Source organism: Hahella sp. HN01 (assembly GCF_018986435.1).
Classification (GTDB): Bacteria; Pseudomonadota; Gammaproteobacteria; order Pseudomonadales; family Oleiphilaceae; genus Hahella.
On record NZ_JAHMIN010000011.1, the window covers coordinates 159,732 to 174,441 of the forward strand.

The window sequence follows — 14,710 nt, forward strand, 5'->3', positions numbered from 1 at the left end:
CCGATAAACAACAGCAAAGGCTGAAAGTGATAAAACTTAAAGCAGGCGAAGATAAATAATTACAGTTGTTGAGATTGGGGGAAAATTTATTCAGAAGGGAATTCAATGGCGGTGAGGGAGGGATTCGAACCCTTGCGGGACAAAGGCCATAGCACTGTATGGCCTTTTTTATTCGAATGTTTTTAAGTCGATTTAGCCACTCAGGGACATGGTAGCACCCCGAATTAGCCCAACTTTAGCCCAGCCTAAAACACCACAAGGCTTGTGTTTACCAATCCTTTCTCTCATTCTCTTTTGCCTCTATCACATACTCCAAGAGGCTCTCTGCTCTTGCCAACCTGTTGGTGGCAAATTTTATATAAACGGCAAGAAAAACAAGCCCAAGAGCTCCATAAACTAGCATCTCTATCCATTCATGTTCAGCGCCTAGCTTAGACTTAGCAGTGAACAATAGAAAAATAGCTACAAATATACCTGTCGACTCAACCTTTCCAGACACAAGACCAACTCTTCCAATTGCCGCCTCTTTTTCAAACCGTATGTGAAGAAGAGCATACTTTAACATTTCTACTGGAAAGCCACTAAGCTGCTCTACTACAGAGCGATCAACCAATGCTGTATTTTTTGCATTCATTGCCAACACGTTATATGGATTGGAAAGCGCTTTGAGAGCTACTTTTCTGTGTATGTAGATTTCGATAAAAGGATGCGCGATCAACGTAAGAATAGAAACAGCAATAAGAGCAAGCCCCACCCCCCCCAGGGTTTCTGACAAGCCGAAAAAACTCCCAAATATCGCCAAGGCAACAGCTAAAAGATATGGAATTACACCAGTTCCCCAGAAAAAAAAGCTCAGTTTCCTGCTTTTTCTTTTTATGGCTAAGCTTTCAGGATCATTGGACTCTCCTGCTTTTAGCGCACCAATAACATCGAATAATCTGTTGAGTTCTAACTGCTCCATCATAACTCCTCAAAGGTTTTTGACTGTATGCACACGTGGGTACTCACTGACGCGAAAAGCGAAAAATTCTAACTTTTTATTTGAGCGGCTATTTATAGCCAATCTCGGATTATCTTGTGAGACAAATGCTATCTAAGAATGCGTGCGTCCTCTTGAATTGAAGGCTGTACGAGATATCTCACAAACGCTTAAGAATTGAGCCATTACGCAGCAAAAGCCTGACGGATAGACTACTCGGCCAAAAATTGAACTACAGGGAGTTATCTCTAATGCCTGCAACAGATGCTAATCTCAGCCTACGAGAAATCACCGAAATCCTTCGCGCTGAAAATCAGATCACTGAATACGCCTACGAATGGCTTATGGAACATTGCGACAAGCAGTTCTTTAAGCACGAACTGAAAAACATTGTTAAACCATCACACGAGAATGATAAGGCCGCCTAGCACAACCCCAGTAGTAGCGCCCCAGAGCAAACCTATACCGTTCGGACTAGCCACCACTGCCAATTGATCGATAGTCCTGAGCCGATAAAATCCCACCCTTTGTTTCAAAGTGTAACCGCCAAGCTCAGCCCGCTGAGCCTACGCACTGAATTAGCTGTTTCTAGGGATGATCCTGAATGCGCGCCAATCGCTGGTTTGAAATTAAGCACTGGACAGACATCACGGTCGCAGATCTGCCTTATGTTGAGTCGCCCTTTTTCGCTTCTAGCTTCATTGAAAGAAGCCTACGCGACGACTTCAAGGCAAGTGACATTATCAGCAGCCTGTCTGGGTACTACTTCAGATCGACAAAAAGCGATATCCCTAGAAAAGGCGCACGTGGCTACAAGCAATGGCAAGAAGCCTTCACCAAAAAAGCTGGCTTAGGGGAAGTACTGCTGGTCTACAAGGACAAGCAAAAGCCATTCTGCTCAGTTGTTAAGGAAACAGAAGAAGGCCTCACTCCAGAAGGCGATAGCTTCGCTCTAGCAAACAGGCTTATTGCTCGCGCCAATCCCGCTCCACCGCCGCCGCCAGCGGTAACAGGAAAAGTTTCTGAAGTAACCCAACTAATTGGGAATGTTGGCTGGTCAAGCACCCCTAAAGCAGCTGACAGTTACAAGCTTCCTTCCACTGGTGCTCGACCTACAGAAGCAGAAAAGCCAACAACTCAAAAAGACAATTCGTCGCCTGCCGCAAAAAGCCAAGCCAAAACACTGCAGACAGCTTCAGAGAAAGGAACTCCATTTTGCGAAACGTGTAATGCAGCCAAAGCATCTAGCGACGAAAATCTTGATGCAGTTAGCGCCCCTGTACCAACACCCGAACTCTTTAAAAGCAAGGAAAAGGTTCCTGAAAAACTCACTGATTTGCTTGATTACCTTAGAGAGCTGTCCCCCACTCTGGACTATAATTTGGAAATGCTATCGGCATCGCGATGGAAGGTCGACGCTGTAAGCACCTATGGTAAGGGATCATGTTGTGACCGGGACGAAAAAGTAATCTATTACGACTCAAAGCACCTTGATAATCAAAAGTATTTCGCTCAAACCATGGCCCACGAGAGTGGACACGCCATGTACATTCCGCCAGCACCACCTAGTCCAAATCAGGTGAGCAAAGAGGAGTTTGTACGACATAAGCTCACCAATATGCTTATTGACGAGGGTGAAGCGACAATGGTCAACATGCAAATTAGAGCCGAGATTCTTGAGGCCGGAGGGCCAGATATAGGGGTTGCCGGCGCTAATGAAAAAGAATACTTAGGTATCTTTGATGAATATCAAACAGGTAAAATTTCGAGGCAAGACGCCAGAGTTAAAATTGCCAAGGTGTTTGCACATAAAGAACGCCCAAGCTCGAACCCTAATGTAACATATGCGCAGCATTATGGCGCGGCGTGTTCCAGACAATATGATAGAGTTAAGGGTATCGCATAGCCACGCTGAAATTTAGATTCTTTTAGATCAAGTAGAAAGGATAGCATCATGGAGCCCACCCAGCTTTTCAAAATTATTTCAGATATTGTTTCAAACAAGAATCTAAAAATACACGACATAGAAAATGCATTAAATTTTTCATTGCATAAAGATATAGATAGTGGAGTATTAAGTCTTAATGATGCGGCAGATGACTATGTAGGGTCTTCTGAGTCCTCAAGCCATCCTGTATGTAAAGCCAATGTAACCGAGTACATGCACGATAAGCACGAGTGGGGCATTGTCATACTCCACTTGAGAAAGGACTTAAACCTACTAGTTAAAGAAATTGTAGATACGGAAAAATACCCAATAGAAGACGTTTCAATTAATTCGCACACTTTTGCATCGACCATCAAATTTACAATTTCTGGAAGCAAGGTGAATTTCAAAATCAATGATGATGAAGATTATCCAGAAAAAGTTGTCATAAATATATTTAAGAACAACTAGACCGGAGTTATCTGTGTCAGCTCATCCAACCTTTAGTTTACTAAAAGATCAGTGCCAGGGGTTTTCAAACCTGTATTCTATTGTAGATTGCGCTGCAGATGGCAGGCTATACAAGGAAATAAAAAAAAGTGGATGCAGAAACTCAAGTTTATTCTGGGAAAATAGTGACCAGGAGCTTATCAGTAACTCGCCTCATCTGGTTGCCTTAAGCGACTGCGGACTCTCCTCTTTTCTTTTCGAATATGGCTGGGGAAATAATTGGGCAATTTATATTGCATCGGATCAGCCTTTTGCAGAGGTGGCGCATCATTTTAGAAAGATATCAAAGGTGAGAGGCCCAAAGGGCGAGAACTGGTTTTTCAGATATTACGACCCACGGGTTTTACGAGTTATCTTACCTACTTTAGATTCACAGCAAAAGAATAGGGTATTTGGAAGAATTGGGGCGTTTTGGTTAGAAGACAGCGATCCACAAATTGCACTTAAGTTTATATCGACAAATACAGAAATATGTCGGAGAAAGTTTTATCTTGAGCAGCCCGCTGGAGAACAAGGCGAAAGATTTCTAATACAAAACTTCTTTCCTGATCAGCGGCCAAGCTCAAAGACTACAAGGTCTAACCTTAGAATACGAAAGGACCAATGCGATGATCTTTTAACGCATGTAGTTAAAAATGAGTTTATTAAACAATTAACCAAGGACTTCAGAAGCGCGTATCCCAAAAGACTCTGTCACTATAACGATATTGAGCTTTTTAGTGCCATTGAAAACTCTCTTATAAAATTTGAAGAATTAGGCCTCGATGAAAAAGAGGATGCTTACTACTTCGTTAAAAGCTGCATTTTTTTTGGATGGGATTTTTTAGACAAACCCTGCTTTTATTGGATTAAGATGAACTTCTTAAACAATGGCGCACTAGGCCCCCCAAGCACAAGATTCAGAGAATTTTATAAATATTGGTGTAACAATACTTCAAGGATAACTTCGCTTTATGAGCAAGAGCTTTTCAAATGATGTAGTAGACGAAAAAGCTAAGGGTGTTAAGTCGTCGAAAATCACCGATGTTTCAGAGAAGTGCCCCAATTTAGCATCCTTTCCTGGCAACTCAATAGACAAAGTCGAAGAGCTTGTGCTAGAAATGGATTGTGGCGGTTATCCATTTGATGAAGCTCCGTTCTTCAAGATGAGCAACCCTGTAGAACGCTGGAAAGTCAGGCCAACTGATGACAATGGTACTTCTACCCGAGACCCTGAAACCTCTGATACAGAAAAGCTCAAAAAAGCCTTTGAGAAATACGTTGATGAAGCAAACCAAAAGGGGGGGCTACCTGCCTCAGAGATAGAAGTCGTGGACAATATGTTACGTCCGAAACATGGACCAGCGTTTACAAGTAATGGCATGACTGGCAAGGAGATGGTAACAATGCTAAACGGACTAAATGAGGACGAGTTTAAAAGCCATCCACCTTCATATAAAGTCAGCTATCACCACCTAAAGCCCACTTGGGCTGGCGGGAAGAACGATAATAATGTATTCCCTGTTCGTCCCGGCCATCAAACTGCAGGGGTCCACAGGTGGTGGAACGCAAAGCTAGCTAATTCTCCAACCCCTCAGCAGCTTGCAGAAATACTTGGTGGTGATGAAGAGCCAAAAGTGAAGCAAGTCAGCGAAAACAATATTGGGAAAATCGCAGAGCGCCTAAGCAAGAAAAGCCCCCCAAAAAAATTAATGATTGAAATGGCCTGCCCTGAAGCATGCCCGATTTAAGGTAGATAGATTATGAATGACTGGAAAGAAGAGTTTGGGAAAGCCGTGCTCTTATGGACTGAAAGAGAAAAAATTGCCAGCTCAATCTATTCCTCAAGAGACCGCGATGAAATAGCTCAACTTGTACAGCTCGAGGTTGAGTATGAACAAATAACAAGCGTGTTAGCTGCCAATACAACCACGCCTGATTTGACAGATCACCTTATATCGGAGCTATCAAAAGGAAATAAAAGCGCCCAAGTATCGATACACATCATATTAAAGTCACAAAGCGAACAGCTTGTTACTGTCTTATTAGAAAAACTCAAAGCCAAGGAAAGCTTTCTCCATCAAAATATCGCAGCGGTACTTAGGGTCTGTGAGAAGCAGCTCATTTTAAGTTTCTGTCACAAAGCTTGCGCACTCAACTTGCCATGGGTGACAAATGAATTTTCAGAAGTTATAGGCAAAAATATGCTTACGGAGTTATCCCCTTATTACGTCAGCAACGACAGGGTGATTAATCCAACATCGCGTATAGTTACAATGATGGGGTATTTGGGTAATCCCGAGTTTGTGATCCCATTAATGCATATTGTGCAAGATGAGGCTGAAGACATTCTCATAAGAAGGCTAAGCGCTAAGAGCTTACTTATGTGTGGTGATGATCGAGGACTAGAGTTTTACCGAACAGCCTTTGATAAGAGGCTAGACGACGCCACTCTCGCATTTACCATTGGCCGATTCGCTGGACAGTCAGAGACAAAATTCCTTGTTGAGCAATTGCCCGAAATCACGGCTGTAGACTCTCTAGCTCACACCTTACGGAGCATCGGCTTTACGGGTGACATTGACGTTATTGATCACTTGATACCATACATATCACATGCGGAACTAGAAGTTCGCGCTGCTGCTAGTGATGGTATTTCCGAAATTACAGGTGAATGGGGAGCTGATCAATTTGGCGAAGCTGAAGAGCTAGCAAGTTTTTGGAACGACTGGCTCAGTGAAAACATTGGCCAATTTGAAAAGGGCGTCCGATATGAAAGAGGCAAACCTTTCTCTCTCGTTACTCGAGCATCCCGCCTACTGGATACTGATCAAGAATCAAGAGAAGTACGCCACGAAACGTTAATGATATTTTCAGGGCTTCATTTGCCATTTGACGAGCGGAGCTATTATGCAAACCAATACAATCAAGCATCGCTTTGGGCAACTGAGATAGAACCACTAGCAGGCCCACTTGAGGCCACCTGGATACGATCAGGCCACCCAGTTTGATAGTGACCTCCTTTGGTCACAGCGCATAATAATGCCCCGAACCCTTGGGGCATTTCGCCTTCCTTGCGCAGGCAGAAACGTTTAGCCCCAAGAGCAAATCCGCTACTATTTTTTAGGTTGCTACGCACGATCAGGCAGGCTAGTATTGAGGGTCAGGTAGCTGGCCGAAATCAGCAGATAGACTCCATTGAAGACAATAGAAGCTCCCTCCTAAGCAAAGAGCTGGAAAACATCTTTCCGTAAGCTCAAAGAAAACACTTCACTCATTTGTTCAAACTACCTTATCCAGGGATTCCTTAGTATGATTCGCCTACTGATTGCTGCATTTGTCATTTTTGTTCTTGCCTACCTATTTACTCACCCTGACGATTTGGCCGCGCTTAGCCATGCGATCGGCGATCTTGTGGCCGATGGGTTTAGTAACTAAAGGGGGGAAGCCCCCTTCAGCCACAAAGATACTTACACGAGATCAACCTCTCGTCGCTTCCCTCCCCCGTCCAGTTAACCGCCTCGCGGGCCTCCGCGATGGTGTAGCTACGCAGCACATCATCCTCCTGGCGCATGCCAACGCCGGGGCGGCTTGAGGTGACAATGTAGTCGCCTATCTCAATGTCGCCGCTTTCAGCGCAGACCAGCATCTGACCTTCGCCCAGGGCGTTCATACAGCCCAGGTTGTAGACTTCCGACAGCGTGTAAATCTGGGCCACCGTGAGATCCTCCAGGTCGAACGCCGCCGGAAACTCCGATTCGTCAAAAGGCTTCGCCCACAGAAAGACGCCGGCTTTGCCTCGCTGCATTGGCTGGCTGGAGAGCGTCACCGAGTGGATCACGTTCGACAGGTTCTTGCGGTGGACCAGTTGGTCATAAACAAGAATCTGTCCCGGTCTGACGTTCTCCTGCTTTCTAATCAGGCAATCATGCCCAGCAGTAAAGGGTCCATAGTTCGCCCCCCGGCCATTGGCGTAGAAGTCATAGGTTGCACCCGCGCCATAGACGCCGATCCCGCCGGCGCTGGTGCCCTGAGCGCCCTTCCCCGTTCCCGTCGCATTGCCGCCTACGCCGTAGTACGGATTAGGGCCGAAGGTCGTCCCCGCGATGCTGGTGCGGTTTGAAACGCCCTGCATCGCCAAGCCGGTGTTGGACGTGGCGCGCAGTGCGATCCGGCTGTTGCCTTCCAGGGCGTTGCCGAAACTTCCAATGTAATAGTCACCGCCAGACTGGGTGATCCCGATGGTCGCCAGCTTGTCGATCTGACCGTTGCCGCGATCTCCGTAAAATTCCATCTCATTGGTGGCGGAGTTCATCACCATCCGTTTGCCGCTCGCTCCCGTTTGGAAGGTCGCCGCGTTGATGGTTCCGCCATTGATCACTGGCGAACTGATCGTCAGGCTCGCCGCCACGCTGTTGGCGTGAATGTTTCCTTTGATTGTCAGGACCGAGCCATTCCAGGTCAGGGAGTGGTCGCCGCCGGCATTGAGATAGAAGCGCCCGGCGCTGTCCAGGTAGGAGGTGAATTGGCTGCCGTTGTAATAGCCCAGGTAGTCCGCCGTCAGGTTCAGGCCTTTGGTTGCCGTGTCCGTAAAGCGCTGCGGCACGCCAGTTACCTGCGACCAGTCCGCGCCCTTGGTGGCGCCGTCCTGAATGCCTTGCAGCTTGCCGGCTTCCGCTGTGTTGATCGCTGACAACGAGCTGGGGCGATCCTGTAGGGACGCATAACCCTTGCTCCCTGGCGCGACGTGAATCTGACCGTAGACTTTGAACGCCGCCGCCGACTGATCCCAAATGGCGTATGAGCCGCTGCTCTGATCGCCCAGCAACACGTCGCCGTTTTCGCGGACTTCGAACATCGGCGCATTGGCGGCGCTCGCCTCCAGCACGTTGTAATACCCGGCGCGCTTACGCGGTCCCATGACCACCTGCGTTCCGGCGTAGTCGCTGACCACGTTGCCGCGCACGATCAGGTTGTCCCCCGCGCTCAGCTCGCCCGCCAGATTAAACGGCTGCGTCTTGAAGCTGAACTCCGGCGTCAGTTCGCCGTCGCCGAACTCATCCCGACCCAATAGGCGGAAATAGTAGTTCGTGTCCTGCTGGAGCCCTTCGTGGATAACGGGGTTGGCGTAACCGTCAAAGACCAGGTTATCCGGTCCTGGGGTAAATCCCTGCTCGGTGGAGCGGTACACCTTCACCGCTCTGAAATCCGGGTCGGTGATCTCCGTCAGATAGGTGCGCGCCGTGCCGATCCCGGCGACCGTATTGTTGACGGTGACCTTGGGCGCCGGGTTGGACACGCTGATAAACACCGTCTGTCCTGTCTGGTTCTGTTTCCCCCAAGGGCGCACGCTCAGGCCAATATCTCGGCTATTGCCGTCCTCCAGGTTCATATTGCCGGTGTAGGTGTAGCTTCTGCCGGTAATGTACTCCCGGCGCACCTTCAGGCCTTTGTGGTAGACGGTTATCTCGTAGAAAGCGAAGTGCGGCGGCTCTTGGTAGCCGGAGCCATAGTAGATATAAAAGTGCGCATCTCTTCCCAGATAGTGATTGGCTTCCTGTCCACGGTCCACCAGCATCACTTTGGGCGTCACCAGGGGCAAAGCCTCGCGTACGTCGGGCGAGCCGATCTCAATGCGCGACACTGCGGCTGACGTGGCGGCGTAGGTGGCGGAGCGTTTGCCCGACTTGCTCACGCCAAAGGCGCGGAAGTAATACGTCTTGCCATCGCTCACCAGTTGCAAGGTCAGCTCCGGCGCCGCCGATCCCAGGTCCGTCCAGCCTGCGCCGTCCGCCGGTCGGTATTGAAAGAAGGCGTGGCTATAGTTGGGGTCGTCGGGAGGAACCGCGCTCAATTCCAGGGTGGAGATATTGCCGTCCGGCGTGCGTGGCGTGTTCACCGACTCCGTGACAGTGATACGCAGCGGCTTATTGGCCACCTCTTCCATGACAACGGGCGGTTGATAGCCGGACAGGATCTGCACGCGATGCCAGGACTCCGCCATGTTGGGCGCTTGCCCGGTCGCCTTGGTCAGAAACCCGCGCACGGCGTTCTCCCGTTCAGGCCCTAAGTAATTCCCCACGTAGGCGGAGGCGACCGCTTTAGTGATCCCTTCGAAAGAGGGGTCCCAACTTGCGCCGACCGTATCATTTTGATGCTTGCGGCCCTGGATAAAGTAGACGCCGTCCTGCACCGGGCTGACGCCATAGCGCGCCGCGCTGTTGCCCACCGTGACGTTGGGCGGGTTGTACTTGCCGTCAACGAGGTAATACACCGCACCGGGCGCGCCGCCGGCCCCGCTGCCGGATTTGAGATAAGCTTGCGGATCGAAAGCGCCGCCGATCTGGCGCGGGCTGCCCAGTTCGCCATCCACGCCGCTGGTGTCCACCCGTCCATTGGCGCCCAGGTCGATCCCTCGCGCCACCACCAGCAATCCGGCGCCGCCTGCGCCACCGCGTCCGCCGGATGTTTCGCCGGTATTGCCGCCGTAGCTGTTGATGGCTGCGCCGCCGCCATGTCCGCCGTTGCCGCGAATATCAAACGGCAAGCCCTGCAGTTGGCCTTGCGCATTCACGTTTAAATTGAGGTAGGCGACGTTATCCCGTGCGGCGCGGGCGTTGATCCCGCCTCGGTTGTTGGCCGACTCGAAGCGGCGACGGTCTCCCGTCCCCAGGCCGAAGACAATCCCGTCCCCCGCCACGGTGGAGCCGATACCGGTGAGCGCCACAGACTGTCCGCCGGCGGCTCCTGCTATCCCTCTCCCCTTGCCGTCCACCGTTCCGTTGATCTGCAGAAAGCCTTTGACCCGCAGTTGCACGTTGCCGGACAGAAGCACTGTCACACCCGCGTCCACGGTTAAATCGCGGTCACAGTAGTAAACGGACTGAGTCAGGTCGGCCCCGCCAGTCAGATGAATGTCGCCCACGATGCGCACCTGCGTATCGGTAACCAGCACTTTGCCAGGATAATTAGTCGCATTGATCGCGACGCCGGCGGAGTTGTACCACGCATCCGGCAGCGCCGCGCCATTCTGATCCGGCGGCAAAGCGCCCGCCGGTTGCGATGAACCCAGCAAGGCCAGCTTAACTCGCCCCGTCACCCAATCCGTGGTGATCTGCTGGATTTCGAAGTTACGGTCCAGGCGTCCGTCCGCCATTGAGCCGGTGTAATCCTGCACATGCTCCAGGTTAACGCGGACAATGTCGCCCACTTCCAGGTCGTGATTGTCCATATCGGCCACGACATCCAGGAGCAAAGGCGGCCCGGCGTAGGCGTCGCGGAGTGCATCGAACTGATGCTTGATGGCGGAATAAGCGTGGCGTGAGCTATGCAGGGTTTTAAACTTCAGCTCCTTCAAATCCGACGCGCCATGGGTGGCGATGGAGTCCGGGTCCACCAGCACGTTGGCGCGGCGATACTCTTTTTTGTCCGGGTCATAATGCCAGTGAATGGCGATCTGATTGATGATCGCGCCCATGTCGTGACGTAGCGCCCCCACCTTCAGCAGGTTGCTGGCGTTCAGCTCGCGCACGTAAGCCCCGCTGGACATAATCGCCGTGCGGCGACGCAGGCCCATTTCCCCATTGGCGTAGATGGGCGAAAACGCGCCCATCATCAACAGCAGCTGCTCCTCGATGAACTTCTTGCCGTCAATCTTGGTTTGTCCGCGCACCACCGCCGGCAAGCCCTTATCCGCGTCGGTCACATCCCAGAGGTCTGCGCCGATATGGATAAAGTCGGACGTGCGCACATATTGCGGATCAACTCCCAGGTGCCAGTGGTCTGGGTAACGCTTACCGGGATAGCCGTAGACAAAGCCGGTCAACAAACCATACAGCAGCATGGGCGCGGGCTGCTCGATGTAGACGTATTCCTCCACCTGCGGCGCGTTGTCGGCGTTGGTGCCCTCGGACTTGTTGACGGTTGCGACCAGATGCTTGGTTCCCAGCGCGCCCCACTCGCAGCCCCAAAAGGCGGTGGCGGTGGTGTATTTGTAACGCACGATGCAACCGTTGGGCATCTTGAGATAACCGACGGTCCGGTTGGGCGCATCGGTAATGCCGCTGCCTCGCGGTTGATAGACAGGCGCAAACCCTTCCGTGGAATACACTTGAATCACATCGTTATTGCCCACGGCGGACGCCGCCAAGCCGACTTTTTTAACGTCGAAAATATCCTTCCGCAGCGTACGTTGCACATCGGCGCAACTAAACGAATAAACCCCGTTCAGGATCTCGGCGTCCTCGATGATCTGCGTGGCCACCAGGACAAAGTCTTGCCACTGCAAACCACGCTCGCCGACCCAGACGCGCACGCGTTTGCCGCGTAGACCCTTGCGGTCGCCCAGCTTGGATTTTTGCAGCGCGGTCAGGTTGTGGTCCAGCGCCTCAAATTCCAGGCTACCGATGGACGCCAAGCCTTTGTCGGGTTGGATTTTTTGCGATGTACCGGACAAAGTGCGGGCGTTCAACACGCCGTCATACACTACGCCAGACAGACCGGATACGGGACCGCTGGTCAGATACACCACGTCCTCGTTGGCGCGGTCGAACGACAGCTCAACGGCATAGACGGGCGACACGCTCTCGCCGCTCCAGGCGGAGACGAATTCGCTATTGCTCACTCTCATTGGGTTAGATGCCTAGGGTAAAAATTGGGGTGGGATTCAATAGATATCCAACAAGTGCTCAGGGCAGAGCACAAGGGGGGATAAGAATGATTGAAGAGAAAATTTCAGTAGCGCTACTGATTTCTAGCCCACAAGAAAACGGTGCATGGGCGCGTTGTCCAGGAGCACGACGGCATTCTTAAGCGGATCTTTACTCTCCGCGTAGATCAGGAGAAGTTTGCAGATCAGGCATCACATTTGCCATGTCTGAAAGCTCCGATGACCTTTAGAATCACTGCTTCTTTCTGATCTCACTTAATATCTTGTCTCGATAGCTTCTAATTACTCCCGCTTCTTCCATCTCCCTTAATACTTCTGTGAGTGGTTTAAGCAAGTGAAGGTTCTTTTTGTGGAGGTAATGGTAGCCATGGATAACTTCCAACGGCGGTTCTATAGAAACGATATTGTCCAAGCCTAAATCGTTAATGATCATCAAACCATTTAATAGCCCATCAATTGCGATATCCGTTCTGCCGGCATCCAACATTTTCAAGGCGTTTTCGACTGTATTGGAGGGCTCTACACGAGTCGGAGGTAATAAATTTTCCTCAATGACCTTAACGCCACGATTATACCCAACTTTATAAGGCGTCAGGCTCTCCCAACCAGTAATGACAATACTGTTTTCCTTCCTTGAAAAAGCGACGATATCTATCTCAACTATGGCAATGGGCACTCTGATCAGGTTTTTATAAATTTCGTCCATACCCTTGATTCTGAATAGCTCACCATCTATCAGGCCGCTATCTGCGGTAAGAAGAGAGCGCTGTCCCGGCTGGGGAAGGACCTTCAGAGTTAATCCCAAGCGTTGGTAGGCATTTGCCATAATGTCGACAGATATTTTTGTTATAGGATCATTGCCCTGGAAGGTAGAAAAAGTCACCTCTTGTGAATGCGAATACCCGCTTAACCCTATAACAAGCAACAGTATTGTTAATCTCATCAGTTTTTTTACCGTGTTTGCTTCTGAGACTTTCTACATGCCTATAAGTCTAAGATATTTGATCCTACCCCCCAATGATAGACACCCTGTTAAGCGAGTACACTACGCTACAGAGGTGAACTATGACCAAACAGAAAACATCAAACTCCAAATCTCGCCAACGTTATTCCGACGAGTACAAGGCGGAAGCCCTGGCGTTAGCTCAACGTATCGGCGTGAGCGCCGCCGCAAGGCAATTGGGTCTGCACGAGTCACAACTTTACAATTGGCGCAGTAAAGCGCGGCTGGCGCAGGATCGTGGCGAAACGGAACAGCAGCTGGCGCAGGAAAACGCCCGCCTGAAGCGTCAATTGGCTGAACAGGCGGAAGTGCTTGCCGTGTTAAAAAAAGCGGCGGCGTACTTCGCCAAAAGCGGAAGTGATGTACGCCTTTATGCACTCTCACACAGGCCTTTTTCGCATCATTTGCTTGGCGAGAACGCTTCAGGTCTCAAGAAGCGGCTACTACGTTTGGCTCCATCGGCAGAAAGCCCCTTCTCTGCGACGATAGCGTCAGCAATCCCTGGACATCCAGGTTAGAGCCGCCTTTGATAAAGCTAAAAAGCGTAATGGGGCGCCGCAGCTGGCCAAAGACTTGGCGCAACAAGGCGTTCAGGCTAACCGTAAAACGGTGGCCAGAAGCATGCAACGCTTGGACTTGAGAGCGAAAGCGGCCAGAAAGTTTAAGGCCACCACTCACTCCAGGCATAGCCTGCCTGTGGCGGAAAACCTTCTTCAGCAGGACTTTAATGCAACGGAGATAAATCAAAAATGGGCGGGTGACATCACCTACTTGTGGACGGAAGAAGGTTGGCTGTATCTAGCCGTCGTGCTGGACCTGTTCAGCCGTAAAGTCATAGGCTGGGTGATTCATTTTTCAGCATTAAAATGACTGTAGATATGCTTGAGAGAGAGCGATATATGGAGCCGCTATTTCTACTAACAAAAACCGTCAACTCAATAGCCGCCTCCATCGCCACCAAAGAAACTAAAGAAACCAGCTTCCATTCTGTTACTGCCCTTCCTGCTAGCGTTAAAGCGCACGCATCTTAAATGAATAGCGTAAGTAATCCGTCGTGACGTAGCGCTCCTCCTTCCAGGTAATCGGGCTCAGCATCGCAGGTTGTAGCAGGCTCGCCCGGTCGCCATACAGGCTGACCATAAAGCTTTCGCCACCGCTAACGGACCCCAGAAACTCCCGCATTTCCGCCAGCTCTTCCGGCTTGTTCATATACACCGTAGCGATGTCATAGGTCTGGTCGATGCGGTGGAGCAACGTTTTCGATTTACCACTGAGCGCCGTGGTCGTCTGCGCTTCAATTTGCGCATCAAAATCACAGCGCGTCAGCTTTACGTCGATCCAGTAATTGCCGCCAACAGCGTGGCCGGGCGCGATAAAGCGCCTCGCGACATACTCGATATACATTTACAGTCCTCTTAGTTGTTGGCCGTTGCGGCTGTTCGCTTCCACGATGACGATGTCCTTCTTACTGACAATGTCACGCAGGTGCGGCGCRATGGCGTCGGCGATCAGGTAGGGGTCGCCGTTGACCGATCCGTTAAACTGAAAAATGATCTGCGCGCCCTCGCCTTTGCCGCCGGCGGGTCCGCTGGGGATCGTGGGTTGYGGCGGYTGRTAGGTRTTGGGCGGCGCTCCGCCTCCGCC

Annotated in this window: 13 protein-coding genes; 8 read left to right on the forward strand and 5 right to left on the reverse strand. The window is 50.7% G+C overall.

Features of this window, described 5'->3' with window-relative positions; all coding sequences use genetic code 11:
- Window positions 1-268: 268 nt before the first annotated feature.
- Entirely contained in the window at window positions 269-961 is a 693-nt protein-coding gene (locus tag KP814_RS12990; protein WP_216737172.1) for a hypothetical protein, read from the reverse strand.
- A gap of 269 nt (window positions 962-1,230) precedes the next feature.
- Here KP814_RS12990 and KP814_RS12995 point away from each other — a divergent pair, with 269 nt between their 5' ends.
- From KP814_RS12995 to KP814_RS13020, 6 genes are all read left to right on the forward strand, one after another.
- Window positions 1,231-1,407 carry a hypothetical protein gene (locus KP814_RS12995; protein ID WP_216737173.1) on the forward strand — a complete coding sequence of 59 codons (177 nt, stop codon included), beginning with the start codon at window positions 1,231-1,233 and terminating at the stop codon, window positions 1,405-1,407.
- Window positions 1,408-1,583: 176 nt separating this feature from the next.
- Window positions 1,584-2,885, forward strand: a complete 1,302-nt coding sequence (locus KP814_RS13000; RefSeq protein WP_216737174.1) for a hypothetical protein — start codon at window positions 1,584-1,586, stop codon at window positions 2,883-2,885.
- Between the two features lie 48 nt (window positions 2,886-2,933).
- On the forward strand, window positions 2,934-3,377 hold the full coding sequence (locus tag KP814_RS13005; RefSeq protein ID WP_216737175.1) for a hypothetical protein: 444 nt from the start codon (window positions 2,934-2,936) through the stop codon (window positions 3,375-3,377).
- 13 nt (window positions 3,378-3,390) lie between these two features.
- The gene (locus KP814_RS13010; protein ID WP_216737176.1) at window positions 3,391-4,392 is read left to right on the forward strand and encodes a DUF4123 domain-containing protein; all 1,002 of its coding nucleotides are present in this window, start codon (window positions 3,391-3,393) and stop codon (window positions 4,390-4,392) included.
- Window positions 4,370-5,146, forward strand: a complete 777-nt coding sequence (locus KP814_RS13015) for a hypothetical protein (protein ID WP_216737177.1) — start codon at window positions 4,370-4,372, stop codon at window positions 5,144-5,146. The genes KP814_RS13010 and KP814_RS13015 overlap by 23 nt, the downstream gene beginning before the upstream one ends.
- 12 nt (window positions 5,147-5,158) lie before the next feature.
- On the forward strand, window positions 5,159-6,406 hold the full coding sequence (locus tag KP814_RS13020) for a HEAT repeat domain-containing protein (protein WP_216737178.1): 1,248 nt from the start codon (window positions 5,159-5,161) through the stop codon (window positions 6,404-6,406).
- Between the two features lie 443 nt (window positions 6,407-6,849).
- Here the strand turns inward: KP814_RS13020 and KP814_RS13025 are convergent, their stop codons facing one another.
- Window positions 6,850-12,024: a hypothetical protein gene (locus tag KP814_RS13025; RefSeq protein WP_216737186.1), complete on the reverse strand. Its 5,175-nt coding sequence runs from the start codon at window positions 12,022-12,024 to the stop codon at window positions 6,850-6,852.
- Window positions 12,025-12,295: 271 nt separating this feature from the next.
- On the reverse strand, window positions 12,296-13,006 hold the full coding sequence (locus tag KP814_RS13030) for an ABC transporter substrate-binding protein (protein ID WP_216737179.1): 711 nt from the start codon (window positions 13,004-13,006) through the stop codon (window positions 12,296-12,298).
- A 122-nt stretch (window positions 13,007-13,128) separates the two neighbouring features.
- Here KP814_RS13030 and KP814_RS13035 point away from each other — a divergent pair, with 122 nt between their 5' ends.
- The gene (locus tag KP814_RS13035) at window positions 13,129-13,584 is read left to right on the forward strand and encodes a transposase (protein WP_216737180.1); all 456 of its coding nucleotides are present in this window, start codon (window positions 13,129-13,131) and stop codon (window positions 13,582-13,584) included.
- 103 nt (window positions 13,585-13,687) lie between these two features.
- The gene (locus KP814_RS13040; RefSeq protein ID WP_253938342.1) at window positions 13,688-13,936 is read left to right on the forward strand and encodes a DDE-type integrase/transposase/recombinase; all 249 of its coding nucleotides are present in this window, start codon (window positions 13,688-13,690) and stop codon (window positions 13,934-13,936) included.
- 141 nt (window positions 13,937-14,077) lie between these two features.
- Here the strand turns inward: KP814_RS13040 and KP814_RS13045 are convergent, their stop codons facing one another.
- Together KP814_RS13045 and KP814_RS13050 are read right to left on the reverse strand one after the other, a co-directional pair.
- Window positions 14,078-14,470, reverse strand: coding sequence for a hypothetical protein (locus KP814_RS13045; protein ID WP_216737181.1), 393 nt, complete (start codon window positions 14,468-14,470; stop codon window positions 14,078-14,080).
- A partial coding sequence (locus KP814_RS13050; protein WP_216737182.1) for a hypothetical protein occupies window positions 14,471-14,710 on the reverse strand: 240 nt, incomplete at its 5' end. It lies immediately after the preceding gene.

Excerpts from the sequence above, each read along its gene's own strand:
- KP814_RS12990 (WP_216737172.1), bottom strand. The coding sequence starts at position 961 with ATGGAGCAGTTAGAACTCAACAGATTATTCGATGTTATTGGTGCGCTA.
- KP814_RS12995 (WP_216737173.1), top strand. The coding sequence starts at position 1,231 with ATGCCTGCAACAGATGCTAATCTCAGCCTACGAGAAATCACCGAAATC.
- KP814_RS13000 (WP_216737174.1), top strand. The coding sequence starts at position 1,584 with ATGCGCGCCAATCGCTGGTTTGAAATTAAGCACTGGACAGACATCACG.
- KP814_RS13005 (WP_216737175.1), top strand. The coding sequence starts at position 2,934 with ATGGAGCCCACCCAGCTTTTCAAAATTATTTCAGATATTGTTTCAAAC.
- KP814_RS13015 (WP_216737177.1), top strand. The coding sequence starts at position 4,370 with ATGAGCAAGAGCTTTTCAAATGATGTAGTAGACGAAAAAGCTAAGGGT.
- KP814_RS13020 (WP_216737178.1), top strand. The coding sequence starts at position 5,159 with ATGAATGACTGGAAAGAAGAGTTTGGGAAAGCCGTGCTCTTATGGACT.
- KP814_RS13025 (WP_216737186.1), bottom strand. The coding sequence starts at position 12,024 with ATGAGAGTGAGCAATAGCGAATTCGTCTCCGCCTGGAGCGGCGAGAGC.
- KP814_RS13030 (WP_216737179.1), bottom strand. The coding sequence starts at position 13,006 with ATGAGATTAACAATACTGTTGCTTGTTATAGGGTTAAGCGGGTATTCG.
- KP814_RS13035 (WP_216737180.1), top strand. The coding sequence starts at position 13,129 with ATGACCAAACAGAAAACATCAAACTCCAAATCTCGCCAACGTTATTCC.
- KP814_RS13040 (WP_253938342.1), top strand. The coding sequence starts at position 13,688 with ATGCAACGCTTGGACTTGAGAGCGAAAGCGGCCAGAAAGTTTAAGGCC.
- KP814_RS13045 (WP_216737181.1), bottom strand. The coding sequence starts at position 14,470 with ATGTATATCGAGTATGTCGCGAGGCGCTTTATCGCGCCCGGCCACGCT.